Genomic DNA, 22457 nt, shown 5'->3' on the forward strand with positions numbered 1-22457 from the left:
GGGCTAGTCGGCGCGCGGCGCCGGTGCCGGGCACGAGTGCGCTGGCGGCCATGGCGGCCAGCGGCAGGCGGCGGACAGGGTGCATCGGGTCTCCTCTTGTACCCCGGCTCCGGGGCCGGGTTTATCCCAAAAGGCTAAGGGACCGTGCCGCTAGGTGTCCAATATTCATTTCAGCGGCAGTGATATCCCATGGATATCGGCGGCGGCGAGCTTGCACTGCCGTCCTGCGGTCCGTGTGCTGCATTATTCGCACGACGCAATACGATATTGCTTCGCATGGTGATCATTTGCATCCTAACTATATGGCTGCTATCATTTAGTCCATGCCTCCTATCGACGCCCTCCGTTTCGCCTTTACCGGCCAGCTCATGCTGGCCGGCCGCCAATGGCGCCAGATCTCCCAGGGCGCAGTCACCGCCTACGGCATTTCCGCCGCGGCCGCCGGGCCCTTGTTGTTTATCCGCCGCCTTGGCGGCGGTGTGCGCCAGGTCAGGCTGGCCGACTATGTGGGGCTCGAAGGCGCATCGCTGGTGCGCTTGCTCGACCAGCTCTGCGCCGCCGGCCTGGTGCGCCGGGAGGTCGATGCGAACGACCGGCGGGCCAATACGCTCTGGCTGACCGACGCCGGCGAGGCGCTGGCCGAAAAAATCGAGATCGAACTCAAGCAAGTGCGCGCCACGGTCTTCGCCGACATCAGCGAGCAGGATTTCGAGGGCGCCATGCGCGTTCTCGACGCACTCGCACGCGCCGCCGAGTCCGCGCCCAATACCGCTTCCGGGTCCTGAGAACATGTTGAGCTGGCCAACCGGAAGAGACTGGATCTTTTCCTTTAAAGCCTTTGCAGCGGCCATGCTGGCGCTGTTCATCGCGCTGTACCTCGGTCTGCCGCGCCCCTACTGGGCGATGGCTTCCGTGTATATCGTGGCGCATCCGCTCACCGGCGCGACCCGCTCCAAAGCGCTGTACCGCGTGCTCGGCACGCTGCTGGGCGCGGCCGCGGCGGTTGCCATGGTGCCGCCGCTGGTCAATGCGCCGGTCTTGCTGATGGCCGCGGTTGCGTTGTGGATCGGGGTCCTGCTCTATATCGCCCTGCTGCACCGTACGCCGCGCAGCTATGTGTTCATGCTGGCGGCCTATACGCTGCCCATGGTGGCGTTGCCTGCCGTGGGCGATCCCGGCGGCGTGTTCGATCTCGCGGTGGCGCGCGCCGAGGAAATCTGCCTGGGCATCCTGTGCGCGAGCATCGTCGGCTCGACCATCTTCCCGGCCAAGGTGGCCACGGTGCTCGGCCAGAGATCCGCGCAATGGCTGGCCGATGCCGCGTTGTGGGCCACCGATATGCTATCCGCGCAGCCGGCCGCCAAGGTCTCGCGCCATCACAGCCGGCACCGGCTGGCCGCCGACATCCTCGCGCTCGACCAGTTGATCAGCCAGCTTTCTTACGACGCCGAAAGCGCCGCGCGCGTGAAGCACGCGCAGGAGTTGCGCGGCCGCATGACCATGCTGCTGCCCGTGCTGTCGTCGCTGGCCTCCGTGGTGGAGGCGCTCCACCAGCACGCGGCGGGCGTGCCCCGCCGGCTGTCGCAGAACATGGCGCAGGTCTCGGCGTGGATCGGGGAGGGCGCGCAAGCGCCGCTGCCCGCGTTGCAGTTGTCTCCTGCCGCGCCCGCCGATGACGCGGGTCTCGATGCCGGCAGCGCCGGCCCGGACTGGCACGCCGCGCTGGCCGCCACCGCCGAAGGCCGTTTGCTCGAACTGATGGAGCTGTGGCAGGACTGCGTCTCGCTGCAGCGCCGCATCGGCGAGGCCGCCCCGCAGGGCGACTGGACGCCGGTGTTCCAGCGCTGGGGCGTGGGCGCGGCGCGGCACTACGATCACGGCATGCTGCTGTTCTCCACCGCCACGACCGCCCTGGCCATTTTCTGCATGGGCCTGGTCTGGATCTGGACGGGCTGGGCGGACGGCGCCGGCGCCGTCGCGCTGGGCGCGGTGTCCTGCTGCTTCTTTGCCGCGATGGACGAGCCGGCGCCGATGATCCGCTCCTTCTTCCGCTGGAACGTGGTCTGCCTGGTCTTGGCAACGGTCTACCTGTTCGTGGTCCTGCCCAACGCGCACGACTTCGAGATGCTGGTGCTGATGTTCGCGGCGCCTTACCTGCTCATCGGCCTGATGATGGCGCAGCCGCGGCTTGCGCTGATCGCCATGCCGCTGGCGGTGGTCACCGCCAACGATATTGGCCTGCAGGGCGCATACAACGCCGACTTCAATGCCTTCTTCAACGGCAACGTGGCGGGTATCGCGGGCATCCTGTTCGCGCTGGTGTGGACCCTGGTGGCCCGCCCCTTCGGCACCAGGGCGGCGGTGCGCCGGCTGGTGCGCGCGAGCTGGGGCGACATTGCCCGCAATGCCACCGGCCGCGAACCCGGCGAGCACGCCAACCTGCGCGCCCGCATGCTGGACCGGCTGGCGCAGATCGTGCCGCGGCTGGCCGCCAGCGAGGATGAAACCACCAGCGACGGCTTCACCGAAGTGCGCGTCGAACTCAGCACGCTGGCGCTGCAGCGCGAGCTGCCCGCGCTGGCGCCGGAACACCAGCGTGCCGTGCGGCGCGTGCTGCAGGGCGTGGCCAGCTACTACCAGGCACGCCTGGATGCCAGGGCCGAAGCCCCGCCGCAGGTGCTGCGCGAGCGGATGGGCAAGGCGATCCGCAAGGTGGCCACGCGTGCCGACCAGGCCTCGCGCGAGGCGTTTGCCGCGCTGGTGGAAATGCACGTCGCCTTGTTTTCGGCAGCGCCCCTGGCGATGAGCCCAGCTGTGGCTCAGGCCGCAAGCCCGGCCGGAATCGAGAAATGAGCATGGAATCGATCAATACAGCGAGCAATGGCAATGAGCGGTGAAGTCGACGTCTATGGTGTGTTTGTCCCGAGCCTGCTGGCGTGGATGCTGGTGGCTTTCCTGATCACCGCCTGCACGCGCGCCGTGCTGGCGCGTGTGGGCTTTTACCGGCTGGTCTGGCACCGGTCGCTGTTCAATCTGGCTTTATACGGGATCGTCCTGGGTGGCACCGTCTACCTGGCCTATCGGCTGCAGTCATGAAACTCAATCTTCGTACGCTTGGACCCATCGTCCTCACCCTTGTCGTCACCGCGGTCGCGGTCGTCGTCGTCAAACACCTGTGGGATTACTACACGGTCGCGCCATGGACGCGCGACGGCCATATCCGCGCCGACGTGGTGCAGATCGCGCCTGACGTGTCCGGCCTGGTGACCAAGGTCCTGGTCAAGGACAACCAGCGCGTGCAGCGCGGCCAGCCGCTGTTCGAGATCGACCGCGACCGCTTCGCGCTGGCGCTGCAGCAGGCGCAGGCCACGGTGGCCGCGCAAAGCGCCACGCTGGCCCAGGCCCGCCGCGAGGCGCGGCGCAGCCAGGCGCTGTCCGAGGTGGTTTCCAAGGAAGTGGTGGAAGAAGGTCTGGCCAAGGTCCAGCAAGGCGAAGCCGCGCTGGCGCAGGCGCAGGCGGCGGTCAATATCGCCAGGCTCAACCTGGAGCGCACCATCGTGCTCAGCCCGGTGGATGGCTACCTGAACGACCGGCTGCCGCGCCTTGGCGACTACGTCAACACGGGCCGCCCGGTGCTGTCGATGGTCGACGCGAATTCCTTCCACGTGGAAGGCTATTTCGAGGAAACCAAGCTGCATGGCATCCATATCGGCAATCCGGTGGAGATCCGCATCATGGGCGAATCCGGCGTGCTGCATGGCCATGTGCAAAGCATTGCCGCCGGCATCGAGGACCGGGACCGCAGCAACGGGTCCAACCTGCTGCCGAACGTGAACCCGACCTTCAACTGGGTCCGCCTCGCGCAACGCATCCCGGTGCGCATCGTGCTGGACAATCCGCCCGCCGATCTGCGGCTGGTGGCGGGCCGCACGGCCACCGTATCGGTGCGCGAGCCGGCCGGCAAGGACAAGCTCGCGGCCTCGGGCCAGGCTGCCGCAACCCACGGAGCCGTGCAGTGAACGCCTTGCGCCTAGCCTTGCTGCCGGCCCTGGTGCCGCTGCTGTTCGCCTGCACCACCGTCGGCCCCGATTACCACGTGCCGGAAAATGCGACCGTGAACGCGCCCGCCGCCAATGGCCCCTTGCTCGGCACGGACAACCCGGCCGTGTCGATCGGCGCCGTGCCCGACGGCTGGTGGCGCCTGTACGACGACCCCAGGCTCGACAAGCTGGTGCAGGAAGCGCTGACCGCCAATACGGATCTGCGCGTCGCCGCCGCCAATCTCAAGCGCGCCATCGCGGTCTATCACGAGGTGGAGGCGGAGAACCTGCCCGAGGCCCGTTTCCTGGCCGGTGCGCAGCGCGGGCAGATCGCCGGAGAGCCGCTGCTCAAGGAAGAGAAGATTCCGGTGATGAACTTTGGCGACGTCGGCCTTAACGTCTCCTACCTGATCGACTTCTTCGGCAAGCTCGCACGCGCGGACGAAGCGGCGCTGGCCGGCGCGCAGGCCAGCCAGGCCGCGCTCGACCAGGCGCGCGTGGGCGTGGCCGCGGAGACGGTGCGGGCCTATGTGCAGGGCTGCGCCGCCACGCATGAACTGGAAGTCGCCGAGCGCCAGCTCGAGTTGCAGCGCCGCGGCGTCGAACTGGCGCGCAAGATGGTAGAGGCGGGGCGCGGCCAGCCGGTCGACCTGTTGCGCTCCCAGGCCCAGGCCGACACGCTGCGCGCTGCATTGCCACGCTTCAAGGCCGAGCAGGAAGGCGCGGCGTACCGCCTGGCGGTGATGCTGGGCAAGCCGCCCACCGCCGCGTCGCTGACGGAATATGCCTGCCATGAAGAACCCAGGCTGAGCCAGGCCTTGCCCGTGGGCGACGGCGCAGCGCTGCTCAAGCGCCGGCCCGACGTGCGCCAGGCCGAGCGCGAACTCGCATCGGCCACGGCAAAGATCGGCGTCGCCACGGCGGATCTCTATCCGTCCATCCGTATCGGCGCTTCCGCCGGCTTTACCGGCATCCTGGACCATCTTGGCCAGGCGCCGACGGCGCACTGGGGCTTCGGCCCGCTGATCACCTGGAACATTCCGACCAGCGGCACCCGCGCGCGCATCCATGGCACCGAAGCCGGCGCCGAGGCGGCGCTCGCGCGCTTCGACGGCGTGGTGCTCAAGGCACTGCGCGAAACGCAGTCCGCGCTGAGCAGCTATACGCGTGAACTGGAGCGCACCGCGGCCCTGCGCGATGCCCGCGACAAGGCCAACGAGGTGGCGCGGCAAAACCGCCAGCTCTACCAGGCCGGACGTTCGCCGTACCTGTCCAGCCTCGATGCGGACCGTACGCTGGCCAGCACCGAAGCCTCGCTGGCCGCGTCGGAAAGCCAGGTCGCGCTGGATCAGATCAACCTGTTCCTCGCGCTCGGCGGCGGCTGGCAGGATGCGCCGAAAGTGAAGACGCAGGCGATGGGCGGGGATTGAGCGCGCGGCGTGCGTCCGTTTACACTCTCATGCCCGGCATCTTGCTTGACCGAATTGGGCAAACGGGCCGAACCCGCCGGATCAGCCGAACCAGTACAAAGCGTACAAAGAGCACAAAGGAATAGCAGCACCATGTTTTATCCCTCGATCCAGAAAACCCTGTCCATCGCGATCGCCACGCTTGGCATCGTGGCCTCGGGCGCCGCGCCGGCGCAGGAACAGACCTTGCGCGTCGGCACGGTCAGCGGTCCGGACGCGCAGGTCTGGCAAGTGGTCCAGAAAGTCGCCAAGCGCGAAGGCCTGAATATCAAGGTCGTGGAGTTCAACGACTACGTGCAGCCCAACGCCGCGCTCGACGCCGGCGACCTCGACGCCAACAGCTTCCAGCACCAGCCCTATCTCGACAGCCAGGTCAAGCAGCGCGGCTACAAGATGGTCAGCGTGGGCTACACGTACATCTCGCCGCTGGGCATCTACTCGCAAAAGCTGAAGTCGCCCAAGGACCTGCCGCAAGGCGCCAGGGTGGCCGTTCCCAACGATCCCTCCAACGAGAACCGCGCGCTGCTGCTGCTGGCCGCGCAAGGCGTGATCAAGCTCAAGAGCGGGGTGGGCACCAATGGCGTCAACGCGACGCCGCTGGACGTCAGCGACAATCCGAAGAAGCTGAAGATCGTCGAACTCGACGCGGCGCAACTGGCGCGCGCGTTGCCCGATGTGGCGGCGGCCGTGATCAACACCAACTACGCGCTGGCCGCCGGCCTGCAGCCGACCCGCAACGCCATCGCGCTGGAAGACATCCACAGCCCGTACGCGAACATCATCGCGGTGCGCACCCAGGACAAGGACAAGCCGTGGGTGAAGAAGCTGGTGGCTGCCTACCAGTCGGAAGAGGTGAAGCAGTTCATGAAGAACGAGTTCAAGGGCGCGATGGTGCCTTCGTTCTGAGTGCGCGGGCGATGCGGGGGCTTCATTGGTCCCGCGCTGGCTTGCCAGGACAAAACCCCTTCCGGATCCTGCGATCCGGAGGGGGTTTTTCGTTGGGCCTTGCAGTCTGGCTGCCTGCCTATTCCCTCGGCATGAAGGTGATGATGACCTTGGCGGGCGCCAGGCCGTTCTCGTCGCGCGGCAGCGGATCGGATCGCTCCACCGCGCGCAGCACCGCGTTGTCCCAGCCGGCATTGCCGCTGGACTTGGTCAGGCGGGCCGACAGCAACGAGCCGTCCGGCGCCAGTTGCACCGTCACCACCGCGGCCGGGTTGCCGGCCACCTCTTCGGTGAAGATGATGTTCGGCTTGACGCGGCGCCGCACGCGGTCCGCGTAGCCGGGCGACGCAGCGCCGCCCGCGCCGGCGCCGGTGCCCGCACGGTTGCCCACGCCACCGGTGGTGGGGGCGCTGTTGGCCATGGCTTGCAGGCGTGCCAGTTCGCTCTGGCGCTGTTGCTTGAGCGCCGCCTGACGCTCGCGCTGCTCGGCCTGTCTGGCTTCCGCCGCCGCCGCCGCGGCCTGGCGGCGCTTCTGCGCCTGCAGCGCGATATCGGCGTTTTCCTCCGGCTTGACCACGGATTCGGGGTTCGGCTGGACCACCGGCTGGGGCTGCGCAATGTCGGGAACACTGTCCCACAATTCGGCTTCCACGCCTGCCGGCGTGCGGCTTTGCCAGTGCACGCCGTAGTAGAGCAAGATGCCCAGCAGCAGATGCATGAACAGAGCCAGCAGGAAACATTTCAGCGTTCCCCGCTCCTGTACCAGTTGATACGGATAGGCGATGGGCTCCATGGCGCGGGCTGGCCAGAGGCCGCAGGTGTTCCACGCGGCATAGCTCTGGCATCACTCTGACATCGATATGAAAGGACACTTCGCGATGGTTTGTGCGCCAACCCGCGCTTAGGATCCTCTGTATGGAGCTTAGGTCGGCATTGGCTGCCTAGGCAAGCGAGATTCCGTGGGGCTGCCGCCGCGCCATGCCGGACTCCGTCCATCGCAGAATTTACACGTCCGGTCCGCCGAGCTTGCACGTCAAAAAATCGCCTACAGGCCCAAAAAGTGGCGACTCTGCCTCCGCGGGCGTCCATGCATTCAACCCTTTGCCGGGCACGGTCTAAGCTATATGCGAAAGATCCCGCTCCCGTCCTCGCAGGGTGATTCGCCATGGCTGCTCGTTCCCTCGCTTCGCTTTCCCTCAGCTTCGGGCTGGTCTCGATTCCGGTCAAGGTGTACACCGCGACGGAAAGCCAATCCGGGGTGAGCTTCAACCTGCTGCACAAAGGGTGCGGATCGCGCCTGAAACAGCAGTACATCTGCCTGCGCGAAGATGTGGTGGTGGAGCGCTCCGAGATGGTGAAGGGGTACGAGTTCGAGAAGGATCACTATGTGGTCTTCGAGCCGGAAGAACTGGATGCGCTGGAGGCGGAGGGCCGCCATACGATCGACATCGTGTCGTTCGTGCCGGCCGGCGCGATCGATCCGATCTACTTCGACAATGCCTATTACCTCGGCCCGGACAAGCGCGGAGCGAAGCCGTATGCCTTGCTGACCGAAGCGATGCGCCGGACCGGCACCTGCGCGCTGGCCCGATGGGTGTGGAAAGGCAAGCAGTACATGGTCCAGGTGCGGCCAGGCGACGATGGCCTGATCCTGCAGCAGTTGCTCTATGCCGACGAAGTGCGCCCCATGGCCGACCTGCATGTGGAGAAGGCGGACGTACAGCCCGCGGAACTGGCGCTGGCGCAGCAACTGATCGAGCAGAATTCGGTGGGCAGCTACGATCCCGCCGCCTACGCCGACGAAGAAAAGGCGCGGGTCCTCGCGGCAATCGACAAGAAAATCGCCGGCAAGAAGATCACCGTGACGGAACAACGCGAAGCCACGCAGGGCGCGGAAGTCATCGACCTGATGGAAGCATTGCGCGCCAGTGTGCAGCAGCGCAAACGCGCAGCCGGGAAAACGGCCGCGGCGCCGGATGCGCCGAAGGCACGCAAGACCGCGCGCCGCGCCACCGCGCCCGCGCCGGCACCCGCGCGCCGAGCGGCAGGCAAGAAGTGACCGGCAGATGACGCTATATACGTTGCGCGAGGTCCAGGCCATGCTCGGCATCCCGCGCTCGGTTGCCGCCAGGCTGATCGCGGATGGCGTGGTCACGCCAAGCCGCGGCGCGCGCCGCGAATACCTCTTCACCTTCCAGGACATGGTGATGCTGCGCACCGCGAACTCATTGCGCGAGGCGCAGATCCCGAGCCGCCGCATCTCGCGCGCGCTTTCGAAACTGAAGGCGTCCAGAGGGCAGGAAGCGCCGCTGACCGGCGTGCGAATTCGCGCGATCGGCAATGAGGTGGCGACCCGCGACACCGTCAGGCAGTGGCAGGCGGAATCGGGCCAGCTGCTGATGGATTTCGAGCCAGAGGAGGCCGGCGCTGCCGCCGTCCATTCCCTGCACCAAGCCCCGTCCGCCGAAGCGAGCATCTGGTTCCAGACCGGTTGCAAGCTGGAAGCCGAGGCGCCTGGCGAAGCGGAGCAGGCATACCGCCGTGCGCTCTCAGCCGATGGGAGCTATCTCGAACCCTATCTCAACCTGGGGTGCATGCTCTGCGCCGCCGGCCACTTCGGAGAGGCGATCGCGCTCTACCGCTGCGGGCTTGCGCATCTGCCGGACGAACCGCTGATGCACTTCAACCTGGCCGTCGCGCTGGAAGACGACGGGCTGCAGGCAGAGGCGCTGGCCAGCTATGGGCACTGCATCGAACTCGCCCCGGAGTTCGCGGATGCCCACTTCAATGCAGCGCGGCTGTATGAAACCTTGGGGGACGATATGCGTGCGATCCGGCATTTCAACGCATACCGGAAGCTGCAGCCGCAGTGAATGCCCGCCGCGCGTGGCGCTGGCGGCGCGTGCCATCGGGTGCTTCCGCACGGTTCCCCGCTTTGAAAAAGCGGCGGCCATTTTGTAGGATTAACGCAAAGGAGGGTTTGGGACCATGAATCACGAAGACATGGCGAGCGCAGCATACCCGGCAGGGCAACCGGTTGTCGGCGACGTGGTTGCGGTTGGCGCCATCCGCCCGCAGGCGGGCGACCTTGTGACAGTGCGAAGCCGGATCGATCCCCAGGTGGAATTTAATACGCGCCTGACGCTCTCGGTGCCCGACGGCACCTGGAAGGCTGTGGTCTTCAGCATCGAGCGAGCCGGCCAGCGGCTTGCGGAATTCGGCGGAGTCAGGCTGGAGGACGAGGTTGAGATCTCGATGGATCACTTCGCCTCCGTGCTCAGGTGCATGCCTGCGCATTGAGAGGCCGCGAGCGCCGCACTGCCACGGGCCGTACGCATTCTTCAGGGTAGATTCACCCCGCGTGCCGGGATCTTGTCATTTCGAGCATCGCAGGGCCACATTCAGCTGGTCCACCACTTCCGCCCAATCGGCGTCCTCAAGGATTTCGTCCTGCAGCAGCGCCGCCTGGGCGGGCGTCCAGAACGGTGCGTCCGCGAGCGGCACGTCGTCGGCGAGCGGGGAATGCGTGGCGATGAAGGTCCGGATCTCCGCTTCGCTGGCCGGCAATCCCAGTTGCGCGAACAGTTCGGAAAAGTGATGAAAGCCCTGGTCCATGATGGTTGCCCCTTCTGCTCAAGAGATCGATGTTCGTGCAGCTCGGCGAGTGCATTGCCACCATGCTATGCGACAACGCAGCTTTTGTGCGCAACATCGAACGGTACAGGCTACAGGCGGGCAACGGGCAATGGCACGGTGCCGCCGGTAGCGGGCGGCGGCACCGCTCGTCTCCGCCTTAATCCAGCTTGATCTTCAGATCCCGGATGAGCTTGTGCCAGCGAGCGGTCTCGCTGCGCAGCAGATCGGCAAACTGCGCCGGCGTACTGCCCACGGGTTCCACCCCGAACTCCACCAGCCGCTTGTTGACTGCCGGCTCCCTGATGGTAGCCACGACCTGCTTGTTCAGGATGGCGATCACCTCGGGAGGCGTGGCCGACGGCGCCACCATTCCGACGAGCGCGGCGGCCTCCACGTTCTTGTAACCTGCCTCGGCGAAGGTCGGCACATCGGGCAACTGCGGCAGGCGGGTGGGATTGGCCACGGCCAGTGCCTTGACCTTGCCGCCCTTGATGAAACCGGCGCCCGAGGCAAGATCCACCATCATGGCCGGGACCTGCCCGCCGGCAACGTCGGCCAGCGCAGGCGCCGCGCCGCGATACGGCGCGTGGACCATGGTCAGGCCAGCTTCCACCTTGAGCAGTTCCATCGCCAGATGATGCGGGCTGCCTGCACCCGCGGAAGCATAGTCGATGCCGCCCGGCTTGGCTTTCGCCGCGGCAATGAATTCTTGCACGTTGCTGGCACGTATCCCCGGACCCACCACCAGGATCATCGGGAAGCGGCCAAGCAGCGTAACCGGCGCCAGGTCTTTTAACGGATTGTAGGAAAGGGACTTGTACAGCGCGGGGTTGAACACCAGCGTGCCGTTGTCCGCCGACAGCACTGTGTAGCCATCCGCCGGCGCGCGAGCGGTTTCCGCCGCGGCGATGGCGGTGTTGCCGCCGGGTTTGTTGTCCACCACGACCGGCTGGCCCAGGCGGGTCGAGAGCGGCTGCCCGATGGAGCGCGCCAGGAAGTCCGAACCGCCTCCGGCGGGGTAGGGCACGATCCAGCGCACGGGCTTGCTCGGGAAGGCGGGTTCCGCGCCAGCCGTTGCCGCGGTCCAGGGCAGGGCAGCCAGGCCGAGGCCAACTGCCATCAATTTGCGGATGGTGATCATCTTGTCTCCTGTTTTGAATTTTGCTTGCGGTGTTGTTTTCCGCTTTTTTGCTTTCCTTTTTATCTGCCGGGCCGCCTGCCGCCGTTCATCCGGCGCGGGCGGCACCGTTGCCCGGACTCAGGCGCCGACGTGGCGCAGGTCGAGCACGCGCTGGGCCTTGCCGGTGGCTGTAGTCTTGATCTCACCGGCGTTCAGCACGCGTACCGCCGTGGAAACGCCCACCATGGTCTTCACCCGGTGCTGCAGTTCGCGTCCCAGCTGCGCACGGTCGCTGTCGGTGAGCGCGTCGCAGACCCCGGCGCGCGCCTCGACCGAGACGGACAGGGAGTCCATATGCCCTTCGCGGGTGATGCACAACTGGTAGTTGCCGCTCAGGCGGCCGATGCCCAGGATCAGCTCCTCGATCTGGCTCGGGAACACGTTGACGCCGCGGATGATCAGCATGTCGTCCGAACGCCCGGTGATCTTCGCCAGCCGGCGCATCGAGCGCGATGTCGGCGGCAGCAGCGTGGTCAGGTCGCGCGTGCGGTAGCGGATCATGGGCATGGCCTCCTTCGACAGCGAGGTGAATACCAGCTCGCCCTGGCTGCCGTCGGGCAGCACTTCGCCGGAGATCGGATCGATGATCTCGGGATAGAAGTGATCTTCCCAGATGACCGGTCCATCCTTGCTTTCAATGCATTCGCAGGCAACGCCGGGGCCCATGATCTCCGAGAGCCCGTAGATATCGATGGCCTGGATGCCCGCGCGCGTCTCGATCTCGGCGCGCATGCCCTGCGTCCACGGCTCGGCGCCGAAGATGCCGATCTTCAGCGATGACGCCGCCGGATCCATGCCCTGGCGCGCCATCTCGTCGAGCAGGTTGAGCATGTAGGAGGGCGTGACGAGAATGATCGACGGCTCAAAGTCGCGGATCAGCTGGACTTGCTTCTCGGTCTGTCCGCCGGACATCGGCACGACCATGCAGCCGAGGCGCTCCGCGCCGTAATGGATGCCCAGGCCGCCGGTGAACAGTCCATAGCCGAATGCGTTGTGCAGCGTATCGCCGCGGCGGCCGCCCGCCGCGCGGATGGAGCGGGCCGTTACGTTGGCCCAGGTGTCGATGTCTTTCGCGGTGTAGCCCACCACGGTCGGCTTGCCGGTCGTGCCGCTAGATGCATGCACGCGCACGACCTCGTCCCTGGGCACGGCAAACAGCCCGAACGGATAGTTGTCGCGCAGGTCTTTCTTCGAGGTGGTGGGGAACTTCGCCAGGTCGGACAACTGGCGCAGGTCGTCCGGGTGCACGCCGGCGGCGTCGAAGGCGCTGCGGTAGTGCGGAACGTTGTCATACGCATGACGGAGCGACCATTTGAGCCGTGAGAGTTGCAGCGCCTGGAGTTCGTCGCGGCTGGCGAGTTCGATGGGCTCGAGTTCGCCCGGTTGGGGAATTGGCTGGACCACGGTTGTCTCCTGATGGTGAAGCGACTGAATAGGATGGAACGGTGGCGGGATTGGGGGCGCCACACGACGGCTCGGCAACCCGGCTATGCGCGGCAACGGTCTTTGCCGTGGTGCCGTGCCGGGTCGTCAAGCATCCGGAACTCCATAACTCCATAACTCCATAGCGGCGCCCACCCGGCCGACGCATGCGCGCCGGCCGGCCGGATAGCGGGCACCCTGGCTTGACTGCGGATGACGATGCGAAGCCACCTGAACGCCCGGGACGGGCGAATCCGCGGCTTCGTCAGCGACGCTTACGACGGCTCGCGCTGCGGGACATGCCGGCGGCTTTGCACGACGCGGAAGCGATTGGCAACAAACGCGGTATCGGCAAGGCTGGCGTTGGCCGCGGGGTTTGCACCCGTTGCGTGGAAGTCCGAGAACGCTGCGGACTGGTTCACGAAGACGCCGCCCGTCAGGTTGACGGACAAGGCGACGCCGCCTTCCACGGCAGCCTCCCCGGCGGCATCGAGCACCGCTTCGTCCGTGCTGTAGACGGACAGCGTCAGGGCACCGCGCGTGCGGGCGATGCGCGCCGCGAGTGCCAGCGACTGCGCGCTGGAGTCGGTCGCGATCACAAACGCGATCGGGCCGAACCATTCCTGCGTGAAGGTAGCATCGTCGCGGCTGGCGTCGAGTTGCAGCAGGACCGGGGTGGCGATCGTTGCGTCGGGGAATTCGGGATGCACGAGGCGCTGGCTGGCGAGCAGCGGCGTGCCGAGCGCGGCGACCTCGTCGATCCGGGCGAGCACGCCCTGGTTCTGGATCGCGCCGGTGAGTTCGACGGCACGGGCCGCATCGGCAGTCAGCTTCTGCACGGCGCCGGCGATGGATCGGGCGACCTCTTCAAACGGGACGGTGCCTTCGGCTGTCTTGATGCCGCCACGCGGCACATAGATATTCTGCGGCGCGGTGCACATCTGGCCGGAATACAGCGCGAGAGAAAACGCGATGTTGCGGGCCACCGCTTTGAGTTCGTCCGCCGAATCGATCACGATCTGGTTGACGCCAGCCTTCTCCGTGTAGACCTGGGCCTGCGGCGCATGTGTCTCGAGCCAGTCGCCATTGGCGGTGCTGCCGGTGAAATCGATCAGCCGTATCTCGTCGCGCGTGGCCAGCGACTGCACAAGCGGGCCGTCGTTGGGTGCGGTCGCCAGCAAGGTCACGACGTTGGGATCGAAGCCGGCGTCCTGTAGCACTTGCCGCGCGATACGCACGGTGATGGCGAGCGGCAGGATCGCGGCCGGATGTGGCTTGACGATGACGGCATTGCCGGTTGCAAGGTCGGCGAACATCCCCGGGTAGCTGTTCCAGGTGGGAAACGTGCAGCAGCCGATCACCAGGCCGATGCCGCGCGGCACGACGGTGAAGCGCTTCTCCATGGCTAGCGGAGGATTCTTGCCCTGCGGCTTTTCCCAGTAGGCCGTCTCCGGAATGTCGCGCATCGCGTCCCACGCGTAGGCGATGGCCTCGAGCGCGCGATCCTGCGCGTGCGGGCCGCCGGCCTGGAACGCCATCATGAACGCCTGCCCGGTGGTGTGCATGACGCTGTGCGCGATCTCGAAGCTGGCCTGATTCAGCCGCGCCAGGATTTCCAGGCTCACGCCCACCCAGGCTTTCGGACCGGCCTTGCGGTACTGTGCCTGCGCCTTTTGTGCCGCCGCGATCAGCGCGTCCGGATCCGCTTTGGGGTAGCCGATATGCAAGGTCTGGCCGAATGGCGAGCGCTCTTCGCCGATCGTGCCGTTGCTGCCGGGTTGATCGAGTGTGAAGGGCTGGCCAAGCTGTGCCTTGAATGCCGCTTCGCCGTCGGCGGCGGCGGTTTCACCATAGGCGCGCGGGCTGGGCATCTCGTTGAAGGGACTCCAATAGCCGCGCGTCCGGATGGCTTCCAGGGCGCGCTCGAGCGTCTTTTCGTGTTTGCTGAAGAGGGAATGATTCATTGCGGGGGGCGTATTTTTTAGAGGTTGCAGGACTGCGATTAGCGTTTACCGTTCGTCGTAGCTGACGACAACCCGATCCGACACCGGATGGCATTGGCAGGTGAGGACGAAGCCATCGTCGATTTCATGTTGTTCGAGCGTGTAGTTCTTTTCCATCTTCACTTCGCCTTCGAGGACTTTCGCGCGGCACGTGCAGCACACGCCGCCCTTGCAGGCGTAGGGCAGGGCAAGGCCCGCTTTCAGGCCGACATCGAGTACGCTGACCCCCACATAAGGCAGCCGCAGCTTGCGCCGCTTGCCGTCGATGATCACTTCCAGGTCCGCCGCCGGCATGTCGTCGGTGATTTCGATGGGCGGCACGCCCGCTTGCGGCAGCGGTGTGCCGAAGCGTTCGACGTGCACTTTCTCCGGCGCCACGCCGGCTGCCTTTAGCGCGGCTTCGGCTGCATCCATCATCGGGCCGGGGCCGCAGATGAACGCTTCATCGATTTCGTCGGCCGGCGTGAGCGTTTCCAGGAATGCCCGGCATTTCTCCTGATCCAGCACGCCGTTGAACAGTTCGACTTCCTGCAAATCGTCGGACAACACGTGATACAGCGAGAACCGGCTCATATAGCGGTTCTTCAGGTCTTCCAGTTCCTCGGCGAACATGATCGCGTCGACGCTGCGGTTGCCGTACACCAGCGTGAACCGGCTGGTCGGCTCCGTCTCAAGCGTGGTCTTGATGATCGCGAGCACGGGCGTGATGCCCGAGCCTCCCGAGAACGCCACGTAGGTCCGCGACAGGTCGGCGTTCAGGTGCGTGAAGAAGCGGCCATCGGGCGTCATCACCTCGATCTCATGGCCAGGTTGCAGCGTGTCGAACGCGAAGTTCGAAAAGCGCCCGCCGCGCACGCGCTTGATGCCGATGCGCAGTTCGCCATCGCGGTCGTAGTCGGTGACGCCCACGCAGATCGAATACGAGCGCCGGGTTTCCTCGCCATCGAGATGCGCCTTCAGCGTGACGAATTGTCCTTGCGTGAAGCGGTACGCATCGCGCAGGTCCTCGGGCACCTCGAAGGAGACGGTCACGGCATCGGCGGTTTCGGGCCGTACCTCGCGGATACGCAAAGGATGGAATTGTGGAGTCGCCATAATGTCGGTCCAGGTCAGTACGGTCAGTACGGTTTGAAGTAATCGAACGGCTCGCGGCAATCGATGCAGCGGTACAGCGCCTTGCATGCCGTCGAGCCGAACTGGGCGAGGAGTTCGGTGTGCACCGAGCCGCATTGCGGGCAGGCCGGCTTGTCCCGGGCGGCCGCGCGAGGCACGAAGCGGATGGTCTTTTCTTGCGGCGCATCCGCGCTGCCGCAGTTGCCGGCAGGTGGCGCAATGCCATAGCGGCGCAGCTTGTCGCGCGCTTCGCCGGTCATCCAGTCGGTGCTCCACGCAGGGGCAAGCACGGTGACGATGCGATGGGGGACGATCCCGGCGGCGTCCAGCGCCTGTCCGATATCCTCGGCAATCTGCGACATCGCCGGGCACCCCGAATAGGTTGGCGTGATGACGACTTCGACGGCGTCGTCGGCGCCGCGGCGCACGTCGCGCAGGATGCCCAGCTCGCGAATCGATACCACGGGGATCTCCGGGTCCGGGACCGCCTCAAGTACGGTCCAGGCACGTTCCAGCGTGGTGTCGGCATGCATCAATGTGGCGGCGGTCATCGCGATCTACCAGGTAGCGCCGGGATGCTGGCGTGCCAGGGACTGCATTTCGGCAAGCAGGAAGCCCATGTGTTCCGAATGTTCGCCGTGCTTGCCGGTCGTAACGTGTTTCACCGGCGACGGCAGCTTGAGGGTGGCCTGGGCAATGGCCTGCTCAACGTCTGCCTGCCATGCAGGTTCGAGGCCAGCCACCAGGGGGCCGACGCCGGCCTCGGCCATCGCGATTTCCACCGCATCGGTTGCGAAGAACTCCCGCGTGTACGGCATCAGGTAGTCCAGCGCCGCCTGTGCGCGCCGGTGCGACTCCGCCGTGCCGTCGCCGAAGCGGATCAGCCACTCGCTGGCATGGCTGAGGTGGTAGCGCGTCTCCTTCAGCGATTTCGCGGCGATGGCCGCCAGTTGCTCGTCGTTGGACGATTGCAATGCCGTCCACAGATGGGCCATCAGCGCGGAGTAGAGGAAGTTGCGCACTATCGTGACGGCATAGTCGCGTTCGGTGCGAGCGGTGCCTGCGAACGGCCCGAAGTGCGGCAACTCCACCATCGTGTAGTTGGCGAACTCGCGCTCGGAGCGGAAGTAGGCGTAGCTGTCTTCGGTTTTCTTCGCGCCGCTCAGCGCTTCGTCGAGCGTAGCCGCGTGCGAGTACAGCAGCCGCGCCTGGCCGATCAGGTCGAGGCTGATATTCGCCAGCGCGATGTCCTCCTCGAGCGCCGGGCCATGGCTGCACCACTCGCTGTTGCGCTGGCCGAGGATCAGCGCGTTGTCGGCCAGGCGCAGCACGTACGACAAATGTTGGGGCGTGGTCATCATTGCGTCTCGTCTTACATGTGGTCGATTTCGGCAGGCAGCACGAAGAAGGTCGGATGGCGATAGATCTTGTCGCCGGCCGGCTCGAAGAAAGACTCCTTGTCGGCAGGATCGGATGCCGTGATTGCCGCCGACGGCACCACCCAGATGCTTACGCCTTCCTGCCGGCGCGTGTAGACGTCGCGCGCCATGCGCAGTGCGGCGCTCGCATCGGATGCGTGCAGGCTGCCGCAGTGCTTGTGGTCCAGGCCCTGCTTGCTGCGCACGAATACTTCCCAGATCGGCCATTCCTTGTTCATCTTCATCTCCTGTTCAAGCGGCTTGCTTGTGAGCCCGCACGGCCTGTTTTTCGGCATACGCCAGCGCGGCTTCGCGCACCCACGCGCCATCGTTGTGCGCCTTCACCCGGGTGGCGAGGCGCTCCTTGTTGCAAGGCCCGTCGCCGTTCACGACGCGCCAGAATTCTTCCCAGTCGATCGCGCCGTAGTCGTGCGCCTTGCGCTCTTCATTCCACTTCAGGTCCGGATCGGGCAGCGTCACGCCGAGGATGCGGGCTTGTTCGACGGTGGCATCGACGAACTTCTGGCGCAGGTCGTCGTTCGAGATCCGCTTGATGCCCCATTGGAACGACTGGCCGCTATGGATGGAATCCTTGTCGCTCGGGCCGAACATCATCAGCACCGGCCACCACCAGCGGTCCACCGCCTGCTGCACCATGTCCTTTTGCGCCTGGGTGCCCTTCATCATCGACAGCAGGGCGTCGAAGCCCTGGCGCTGGTGGAAGGACTCCTCCTTGCAGATGCGGATCATGGCGCGGGCATACGGGCCGTAGGTGCAACGGCACAGCGGGATCTGGTTCATGATCGCCGCGCCATCCACCAGCCAGCCGATCACGCCCACGTCCGCCCAGGTCGGCGTGGGGTAATTGAAGATGCTCGAGTACTTGGCTTTGCCGGCGTGCAGGGCATCGACCAATTGGTCGCGCGACACGCCCATCGTTTCGGCTGCGCTATACAGATACAGGCCATGCCCACCCTCGTCCTGCACCTTGGCGAGCAGGATCGCCTTGCGCTTCAGGCTCGGGGCCCGGCTGATCCAGTTGCCCTCGGGCTGCATGCCGATGATTTCCGAGTGCGCGTGCTGGGAAATCTGCCGGATCAGCGTCTTGCGATACGCATCGGGCATCCAGTCCTGCGCCTCGATCTTGCCGTCAGCCGCCATCAGGGCGTCGAAATGCGCTTGCTGCGGCGAGGTATCGGCCGGCGCCGTGCCGGGCTGTTGCGCGTTGCCCGGGAGATCGAGAGATTGGGTGTACATGGAGATTTCCTGTGAGGCGATGCCGCAGTATATTTATAAACCGACCGGTCGGTCGATGAATTGTTTGGATGAATTTAATCAAGTGATAGTTTTGAGGGGTGAGTGTGGAGGGTTAGCTACGCGGCGTTGCGCGGGTGTGCGTGAGGCTGCCTGCAGTGGGGTTGATCCGTCGTTGGCATTGCCGGATTTGACGGTTTTCGTTCGCTGGGGCTGGATCACCCGCTAGGAGCGGGGAAACGACCAGGGCGCATGTGGACCGGTCGGAGTTTGCCGAATGGTCATCGCAATTGGGCGGGCGCCCCCCGCGCCGCCGGGCGTGCGCAAGGCCAGCCGCTCGGCAAGCCGTAGTTGCCGGTCTAGCCAGGCCTGCGTGCGGCTGGCCTCCGGTGACGGGTCGTGTAGCCAGACGCCAAATGTGGAGAGAAAGATCCCGGTCAGCACGACCTCTTCCGCCTCCCGGCGCAAGCCGGCCGCCGGCAGGCAGGCGGCCTCCAGGATCCATTGCACGGTGCGGCTGATATGCAGCAGGCCTTGCGCCTGCAGATGCAAGTGCTCCGGCTGCAGCTTGTAGCGCAGCATCTCCGCGGTGAGCCGCCGATGCGGCGCCAGGGCCTCCAGCCAGGCGAGGATGGCTAGCGAGAGGCGCTCGCGCGTGGACAGGCCATGCCAGCCTTCGCGCTGGGTTGCGCAAACCAGCGCGAAGTCGGCCCGGCCGAACCAGGCCTCTGCCAGATCGTCCTTCTGCCGGTAGTGCCGGTAAATGTCGGCCAGACCGATCTCCATGGACGCGGCAATCTCATGGAGATGCAATGCATCCCATCCGCCGCGCTCGGCGAGTCTCAGCGCGACCTCCAGAATCCTGTCGGCCAGATCGGCGTGCTCCTTCATGGCTCGCACTTCCTTGAGAATCCGCAACTGCGCCACTTCCAAGGATAGCGAGCCGGCGCCGGAGTGGCCAAGCGCGCCGGGTCCGGCCCTGCCCGCCTCGACAAAGCTGGCAGGCGGTCTATCTTAAGGGTGTGTCACTCTGTGCCGCTATCCGAGCACCCTGTACGCCACATTTGCCGCATCCCCTCAGTAGCGGCGGGCGCGCCGCCGGCTTGGACGGAACGGCTGCCATGCGCATGGGACCAAATTCACCCTCCCGGGAAAGCTACGACAACGCGCTGCTCGACATTGTCCGGGAGATGTCGTCGGCAGTGCAGCAGCAGGGGACCGCCGAGATGCCGGTCTCGCTGGACAGCACGCTCGAAGGCGACTTGGGCTTCGATAGCCTGACGCGCGTCGAACTCCTCACTCGCGTCGAGCAGCGGTTTGGCGTCAGCCTGCCCGAGCAAGTCCTGGCCCAGGCCGACACGCCGCGCGCCCTGCTGCGCGCCTTGCTGGCCGCCAAGGATCTGCCGCCTGGCACGGGCGGAACGCTCCCGCGGCGTGCCCGCCCGTTCCCTGCGGCCCAGGCTCCGGAGAGTGCCGTCACCTTGACCGATGTGCTCGGCTGGCATCTGCGCCGCCATCCGGACCGAACTCATATCATCCTGCAGGACGGCAGCAGCGACGACATCCCGATCAGCTTTGCCCAACTGCACCAGCGCGCGACGGCCATGGCCACGGGGCTGGCCGAACGGGGTCTGCGTCCGGGCACGGCCGTGGCCATCATGCTGCCCACCAGCCCTGAGTACTTCTACAGTTTCTGCGCCGTGCTAATTGCCGGTGGCATCCCCGTTCCGCTCTATCCGCCGGCGCGGCTGGCGCAGATCGGCGATCATCTGCAGCGCCATGCCGGCATCCTGGCCAATGCCCAGGCACCCATCCTGGTCACGGTCGCGCAAGCCAAGCCGCTGGCCGCACTGCTCAAGGCCAGCACCGGTACGCTGCACGACGTGGTGACGCCGACGGAACTGGAGGCTTGCACGGGTGGCGGCGCGCCGGTGCACGCGATCGTGCGTGCGCACGATATCGCCCTGCTGCAGTACACCTCTGGCAGCACCGGCTCGCCCAAGGGCGTCGTCCTGACCCACGCCAACCTGCTGGCCAACCTGCGGGCGATGGGGCAGGCCCTGGGCGTTGGCTCCCAGGATGTCTTCGTCAGCTGGCTGCCGCTGTACCACGATATGGGGCTGATCGGGGCGTGGCTGGGTAGCCTCTACTACGCCTATCCCCTGGTCGTGATGTCGCCGCTGGCCTTCCTTGCGCGGCCAGAGCGCTGGCTCTGGGCGATCCACAAGTATCGGGGCACGCTGTCGGGCGGCCCCAACTTTGCCTACGAACTCTGTCTGCGCAAGCTGGCCGATGCGGCGCTGGCCGGACTTGACCTGGGTAGTTGGCGCTTCGCCTTCAATGGTGCCGAGCCAGTAAGCGTGCAGACCATGCGCGCCTTTGCGCAGCGCTTTGTACGCTACGGCCTGCGCCCGGAGGCCATTTCCCCCGTGTATGGGCTGGCCGAGGCGTCGCTGGGCCTCAGCTTTCCTCCGCTGGACCGCGGCCTGCTGGTCGATCGCATCGGCCGGACCGAATTCATGCGCGCCGCCAGGGCAGCCGCCGCGGCGGAGCAGGATAGCGATGTGCTGGAGTTCCCCGCCTGCGGCCGGCCGCTCCCGGGCCATGAAGTGCGCATCGTCGATGCCAGCGGGCACGAGTTGGCCGAGCGCCACGAGGGGCTGCTGCAGTTCCGCGGCCCGTCGGCTACCAGCGGGTATTTCCGCAATCCGGAGCAGACGCGCCTGCTCTTTGATCACGACTGGGTGAACACCGGGGATTACGCCTATGTCGCCGGCAATGATGTCTTCATCACCGGCCGCGCCAAGGAGATGATCGTGCGCGGCGGCCGCAATATCTACCCGTACGAGCTCGAGCAGGCGATCGGCGCCATCGCGGGCATGCGCAAGGGCTGTGTTGCCGTTTTCGGTTGCCCGGACCCCAGCAGCGGCACGGAACGCATCGTGGTGATGGCCGAAACCGCCGTGAAGGATCTACATGCGCGCCGGATGCTGCACCGGCAGGTGCTGAAGACGGCCATCGACGTGCTGGGCCTGCCTCCCGACCACATTGCCCTGGTCTCGCCGCACAGCATCCTGAAGACCTCGAGTGGCAAGATCCGCCGCGCCGCCTGCCGGGAGCGCTTCGAGCAAGGCCGGCTCGGCCGGGGGCAGGGCGCTCCCTGGCTGCAGATCGCCCGCTTCGGATGGCAGGCGATGCTTCCCCAACTGCGGCGCATCCGGCAGACCGGCGCAGGCCTGGCCTATGCCTGCTACGCCTGGGCCTTGTTCGCCGCGCTGACCCCGGCGACCTGGCTGGCCTCGGTAGTACTGCATCGGCCGCAACTGGGCTGGGCCGTCAGCCACCGCGCCGCAAGGCTGCTGCTCAGGCTGAGCGCGATACCCTGGTTCGTGGACGAGGCCGAGCGCCTGCCGCGCGACCAGCCGTGCATCCTGGTATCGAACCACGCCAGCTACCTGGACGGTATCGTCCTGGTGGCGGCCCTGCCCAGGCCGATCTGCTTCGTGGCCAAGCGCGAGCTTCAATCCCAGCGCATACCCGGCGCCTACCTGGCCAGCATCGGCGCGGATTTCATCGACCGCCTTGATCCGCGGCGAGAGCACGAGGACGTGGAGCGGATCGTGGCGGCGGTGCGCGCCGGGCACTCTGTCCTGTTTTTTCCGGAGGGCACGTTTGGGCGCACGCCCGGCCTGCAAAGCTTCCGCACGGGCGCATTCCTGGCCGCCGCGCACGCCGGCGCGCCGGTGGTGCCGGTCGCCATCCGGGGTACGCGCTCCGTACTGCGGGACGGACAATGGCTGCCGCGGCGCGGACCGATCGGTGTGGTCATCGGCAGCCCGCTGTGGCCGGATGGCGACGACTGGCCCGCCGCCGTGCGCCTGCGCAATACCGCGCGCACAGAGATCCTGCACTATTGCGGCGAGCCGGATGGCTTGCGCGCGACACACCGGGGTTCCAGGCGGATATAGAACCATAGC

The 22457-nt window shown here is 66.2% G+C and carries 21 protein-coding genes; 10 read left to right on the forward strand and 11 right to left on the reverse strand.

Features of this window, described 5'->3' with window-relative positions:
- The first annotated feature begins 323 nt into the window (after positions 1-323).
- The 6 genes from AC1DS6_RS23965 to AC1DS6_RS23990 all read left to right on the forward strand — a co-directional run bounded on the left by AC1DS6_RS23965 (position 324) and on the right by AC1DS6_RS23990 (position 6415).
- The gene (locus tag AC1DS6_RS23965; protein WP_276286350.1) at positions 324-785 is read left to right on the forward strand and encodes a MarR family winged helix-turn-helix transcriptional regulator; all 462 of its coding nucleotides are present in this window, start codon (positions 324-326) and stop codon (positions 783-785) included.
- Between the two features lie 4 nt (positions 786-789).
- Positions 790-2853, forward strand: coding sequence for an FUSC family protein (locus AC1DS6_RS23970; RefSeq protein ID WP_477103301.1), 2064 nt, complete (start codon positions 790-792; stop codon positions 2851-2853).
- 33 nt (positions 2854-2886) lie between these two features.
- Positions 2887-3096: a DUF1656 domain-containing protein gene (locus tag AC1DS6_RS23975; RefSeq protein ID WP_035869418.1), complete on the forward strand. Its 210-nt coding sequence runs from the start codon at positions 2887-2889 to the stop codon at positions 3094-3096.
- The gene (locus tag AC1DS6_RS23980; RefSeq protein ID WP_441629240.1) at positions 3093-4019 is read left to right on the forward strand and encodes an efflux RND transporter periplasmic adaptor subunit; all 927 of its coding nucleotides are present in this window, start codon (positions 3093-3095) and stop codon (positions 4017-4019) included. Before AC1DS6_RS23975 ends, AC1DS6_RS23980 begins: the two co-directional genes overlap by 4 nt.
- Positions 4016-5470 (forward strand): efflux transporter outer membrane subunit, encoded by a 1455-nt coding sequence (locus AC1DS6_RS23985; RefSeq protein ID WP_441629242.1) that lies wholly within the window; start codon positions 4016-4018, stop codon positions 5468-5470. Before AC1DS6_RS23980 ends, AC1DS6_RS23985 begins: the two co-directional genes overlap by 4 nt.
- A gap of 132 nt (positions 5471-5602) precedes the next feature.
- Positions 5603-6415, forward strand: a complete 813-nt coding sequence (locus AC1DS6_RS23990) for a MetQ/NlpA family ABC transporter substrate-binding protein (protein WP_441629244.1) — start codon at positions 5603-5605, stop codon at positions 6413-6415.
- Between the two features lie 118 nt (positions 6416-6533).
- Here AC1DS6_RS23990 and tolA read toward each other — a convergent pair whose 3' ends face one another.
- Positions 6534-7247, reverse strand: coding sequence for a cell envelope integrity protein TolA (gene tolA / locus AC1DS6_RS23995; protein WP_441629246.1), 714 nt, complete (start codon positions 7245-7247; stop codon positions 6534-6536).
- A 372-nt stretch (positions 7248-7619) separates the two neighbouring features.
- Between tolA and ku the strand changes: the two genes are divergently transcribed.
- From ku to AC1DS6_RS24010, 3 genes are all read left to right on the forward strand, one after another.
- Positions 7620-8513 (forward strand): non-homologous end joining protein Ku, encoded by an 894-nt coding sequence (gene ku / locus AC1DS6_RS24000; RefSeq protein ID WP_441629248.1) that lies wholly within the window; start codon positions 7620-7622, stop codon positions 8511-8513.
- 7 nt (positions 8514-8520) lie between these two features.
- Positions 8521-9327: a MerR family transcriptional regulator gene (locus AC1DS6_RS24005; RefSeq protein ID WP_441629250.1), complete on the forward strand. Its 807-nt coding sequence runs from the start codon at positions 8521-8523 to the stop codon at positions 9325-9327.
- Between the two features lie 115 nt (positions 9328-9442).
- On the forward strand, positions 9443-9754 hold the full coding sequence (locus AC1DS6_RS24010) for a hypothetical protein (RefSeq protein ID WP_441629252.1): 312 nt from the start codon (positions 9443-9445) through the stop codon (positions 9752-9754).
- Between the two features lie 75 nt (positions 9755-9829).
- On the opposite strand, the gene AC1DS6_RS24015 is transcribed toward AC1DS6_RS24010, so the two are convergent.
- The 10 genes from AC1DS6_RS24015 to AC1DS6_RS24060 all read right to left on the reverse strand — a co-directional run bounded on the left by AC1DS6_RS24015 (position 9830) and on the right by AC1DS6_RS24060 (position 19371).
- Positions 9830-10069: a DUF2789 domain-containing protein gene (locus AC1DS6_RS24015; RefSeq protein WP_441629254.1), complete on the reverse strand. Its 240-nt coding sequence runs from the start codon at positions 10067-10069 to the stop codon at positions 9830-9832.
- A gap of 178 nt (positions 10070-10247) precedes the next feature.
- Positions 10248-11231, reverse strand: coding sequence for a Bug family tripartite tricarboxylate transporter substrate binding protein (locus AC1DS6_RS24020; RefSeq protein ID WP_477103302.1), 984 nt, complete (start codon positions 11229-11231; stop codon positions 10248-10250).
- A gap of 117 nt (positions 11232-11348) precedes the next feature.
- Entirely contained in the window at positions 11349-12674 is a 1326-nt protein-coding gene (paaK, locus tag AC1DS6_RS24025; protein ID WP_477103303.1) for a phenylacetate--CoA ligase PaaK, read from the reverse strand.
- A gap of 293 nt (positions 12675-12967) precedes the next feature.
- Complete coding sequence (gene paaN / locus AC1DS6_RS24030; protein WP_477103304.1) at positions 12968-14656, reverse strand: phenylacetic acid degradation protein PaaN; 1689 nt, start codon at positions 14654-14656, stop codon at positions 12968-12970.
- A 45-nt stretch (positions 14657-14701) separates the two neighbouring features.
- Positions 14702-15790: a 1,2-phenylacetyl-CoA epoxidase subunit PaaE gene (gene paaE / locus AC1DS6_RS24035; protein ID WP_035869387.1), complete on the reverse strand. Its 1089-nt coding sequence runs from the start codon at positions 15788-15790 to the stop codon at positions 14702-14704.
- A gap of 23 nt (positions 15791-15813) precedes the next feature.
- Entirely contained in the window at positions 15814-16359 is a 546-nt protein-coding gene (paaD, locus tag AC1DS6_RS24040; RefSeq protein WP_441629262.1) for a 1,2-phenylacetyl-CoA epoxidase subunit PaaD, read from the reverse strand.
- 6 nt (positions 16360-16365) lie between these two features.
- Entirely contained in the window at positions 16366-17169 is an 804-nt protein-coding gene (paaC, locus tag AC1DS6_RS24045; RefSeq protein WP_441629264.1) for a 1,2-phenylacetyl-CoA epoxidase subunit PaaC, read from the reverse strand.
- Positions 17170-17180: 11 nt separating this feature from the next.
- Positions 17181-17465 carry a 1,2-phenylacetyl-CoA epoxidase subunit PaaB gene (gene paaB / locus AC1DS6_RS24050; protein ID WP_035869507.1) on the reverse strand — a complete coding sequence of 95 codons (285 nt, stop codon included), beginning with the start codon at positions 17463-17465 and terminating at the stop codon, positions 17181-17183.
- Between the two features lie 13 nt (positions 17466-17478).
- A complete protein-coding gene (gene paaA, locus AC1DS6_RS24055; RefSeq protein WP_477103305.1) occupies positions 17479-18483 on the reverse strand; it encodes a 1,2-phenylacetyl-CoA epoxidase subunit PaaA in 1005 nt (334 codons plus the stop codon).
- A gap of 222 nt (positions 18484-18705) precedes the next feature.
- A complete protein-coding gene (locus AC1DS6_RS24060; protein ID WP_477103306.1) occupies positions 18706-19371 on the reverse strand; it encodes a TetR family transcriptional regulator in 666 nt (221 codons plus the stop codon).
- A 230-nt stretch (positions 19372-19601) separates the two neighbouring features.
- Between AC1DS6_RS24060 and AC1DS6_RS24065 the strand changes: the two genes are divergently transcribed.
- Positions 19602-22448 carry an AMP-binding protein gene (locus AC1DS6_RS24065; protein ID WP_441629268.1) on the forward strand — a complete coding sequence of 949 codons (2847 nt, stop codon included), beginning with the start codon at positions 19602-19604 and terminating at the stop codon, positions 22446-22448.
- The last annotated feature ends 9 nt before the right edge of the window (positions 22449-22457 follow it).

Source organism: Cupriavidus sp. 05L310, from assembly GCF_056398185.1.

Excerpts from the sequence above, each read along its gene's own strand:
- tolA (WP_441629246.1), bottom strand. The coding sequence starts at position 7,247 with ATGGAGCCCATCGCCTATCCGTATCAACTGGTACAGGAGCGGGGAACG.
- AC1DS6_RS24010 (WP_441629252.1), top strand. The coding sequence starts at position 9,443 with ATGAATCACGAAGACATGGCGAGCGCAGCATACCCGGCAGGGCAACCG.
- AC1DS6_RS23990 (WP_441629244.1), top strand. The coding sequence starts at position 5,603 with ATGTTTTATCCCTCGATCCAGAAAACCCTGTCCATCGCGATCGCCACG.
- AC1DS6_RS24020 (WP_477103302.1), bottom strand. The coding sequence starts at position 11,231 with ATGATCACCATCCGCAAATTGATGGCAGTTGGCCTCGGCCTGGCTGCC.
- AC1DS6_RS23970 (WP_477103301.1), top strand. The coding sequence starts at position 790 with ATGTTGAGCTGGCCAACCGGAAGAGACTGGATCTTTTCCTTTAAAGCC.
- AC1DS6_RS24065 (WP_441629268.1), top strand. The coding sequence starts at position 19,602 with ATGCGCATGGGACCAAATTCACCCTCCCGGGAAAGCTACGACAACGCG.
- paaE (WP_035869387.1), bottom strand. The coding sequence starts at position 15,790 with ATGGCGACTCCACAATTCCATCCTTTGCGTATCCGCGAGGTACGGCCC.
- paaN (WP_477103304.1), bottom strand. The coding sequence starts at position 14,656 with ATGAATCATTCCCTCTTCAGCAAACACGAAAAGACGCTCGAGCGCGCC.
- AC1DS6_RS24005 (WP_441629250.1), top strand. The coding sequence starts at position 8,521 with ATGACGCTATATACGTTGCGCGAGGTCCAGGCCATGCTCGGCATCCCG.
- AC1DS6_RS23980 (WP_441629240.1), top strand. The coding sequence starts at position 3,093 with ATGAAACTCAATCTTCGTACGCTTGGACCCATCGTCCTCACCCTTGTC.
- AC1DS6_RS23965 (WP_276286350.1), top strand. The coding sequence starts at position 324 with ATGCCTCCTATCGACGCCCTCCGTTTCGCCTTTACCGGCCAGCTCATG.
- paaA (WP_477103305.1), bottom strand. The coding sequence starts at position 18,483 with ATGTACACCCAATCTCTCGATCTCCCGGGCAACGCGCAACAGCCCGGC.
- paaB (WP_035869507.1), bottom strand. The coding sequence starts at position 17,465 with ATGAACAAGGAATGGCCGATCTGGGAAGTATTCGTGCGCAGCAAGCAG.
- AC1DS6_RS23975 (WP_035869418.1), top strand. The coding sequence starts at position 2,887 with ATGAGCGGTGAAGTCGACGTCTATGGTGTGTTTGTCCCGAGCCTGCTG.
- ku (WP_441629248.1), top strand. The coding sequence starts at position 7,620 with ATGGCTGCTCGTTCCCTCGCTTCGCTTTCCCTCAGCTTCGGGCTGGTC.
- paaC (WP_441629264.1), bottom strand. The coding sequence starts at position 17,169 with ATGATGACCACGCCCCAACATTTGTCGTACGTGCTGCGCCTGGCCGAC.
- paaD (WP_441629262.1), bottom strand. The coding sequence starts at position 16,359 with ATGACCGCCGCCACATTGATGCATGCCGACACCACGCTGGAACGTGCC.
- AC1DS6_RS24060 (WP_477103306.1), bottom strand. The coding sequence starts at position 19,371 with ATGAAGGAGCACGCCGATCTGGCCGACAGGATTCTGGAGGTCGCGCTG.
- AC1DS6_RS24015 (WP_441629254.1), bottom strand. The coding sequence starts at position 10,069 with ATGGACCAGGGCTTTCATCACTTTTCCGAACTGTTCGCGCAACTGGGA.